This is a genomic window from Oleiphilus sp. HI0067, from assembly GCF_001635735.1.
This window is the reverse complement of sequence record NZ_LWFI01001514.1, coordinates 1-1,227: the sequence shown is the minus strand read 5'-3', so window position 1 is coordinate 1,227 and position 1,227 is coordinate 1. Positions and strand designations below refer to the sequence as shown.

Below are 1,227 nucleotides of genomic sequence, written 5' to 3'. Positions count from 1 at the left end.
GCGCCCATACAAATACAGGGACACTTGCCATTAATAATATGGTTCCCCAGTAAACAACCTCTGGCCCTGAACCAATAATCGCGCCAATTACATAGCTAAATGCAATGACCGTAATGCCCAGATGGCGTGTCCACTGAAAGTTTTGAGTGCCTTTCCTAGAAAGGTGAATCATAATGCTCGCTAGTGAGCAAAAAAGATAAGGGATCAAACTTGATAGCGATGCAAGTAAAATAATAAACGTGAAAAGTTTAACCAGATCGCCTGTGAAGTTAGCTAACACTAAAAGTGATATCAACACGGTTGAAATTGTGACTCCCCAGATAGGGCGCCCTTTTGCGTCTTCCTTGCAAAAGATTTTAGGAAATAGCTTTTTCTTGGCAGCGACATAAGGCACCTCAGCTTGAATAAGCATCCAGCCATTTAACGATCCGAGTACCGAAATAATGGCGCCAATCGCAATAAAGTGGAAAGCCCAGCTACCCCATAAGGCGCCCGCCGCATCCGCAAAAGGGGCGGTACTTTTTTGAAGTTCGGCAGGAGACATAATGCCGAATATTGCGGCAGATACAACAAAATAAAGAATTGCGACAAACAAAGTGCCGTAAATAGTAGCTCGAGGGATATTCTTTTCAGGATTCTTTACGTCACCAGCAGGAACGGTTGCAGATTCGAGTCCCAAAAATGCCCACAAAGTAATGGAGCAGGTGGCCAAGATTGCATTGAATGTAGGCAGTTCACTGACATTACTCACTGCATAATTGCTCGGCTCGAAGTAAAAGAAACCTGCAAAGGCAAATAATGCCAACGGTATTAACTTTAAAATAGTTGTGATTACTTGAATTAAACCTACAGATTTCAGTCCTTGTAGGTTAATAAAATAGAGTAACCATACTGTCCCTAGCGTCACGATTACTGCGAGTCCGGAATTATCTTTAAGTTCAGGAACGAAAGCAGTTAGATAACTTGTGAATGCAACCGCAAGACCGGCGTTTCCGGTCCAGGCCGCAATCCAGTGTCCCCAACCCACCAAAAAACCAGCAAATTTTCCAAAACCTTCTTCGGTATATGCAAGCGGGCCACATGCTTTTGGTGAATCGAGCGCTAAGCGAGCGAAGACAAATGCTAATAAAACAGAGCCCGCACCAGTGATCGCCCAGCCCCACAGCGATATCGGACCGAAGTCACTCAGTGATGATGGCAAGAGGAATATTCCTGAGCCAATCATGT

General features: G+C 44.5%; 1 protein-coding gene. It reads right to left on the bottom strand.

Annotated features, from left to right (window positions below; genetic code table 11):
* The coding region (locus tag A3739_RS24705; RefSeq protein WP_231877141.1) for an amino acid permease at positions 1–1,201 on the bottom strand (1,201 nt) is incomplete at its 3' end.
* Positions 1,202–1,227 lie beyond the last annotated feature (26 nt).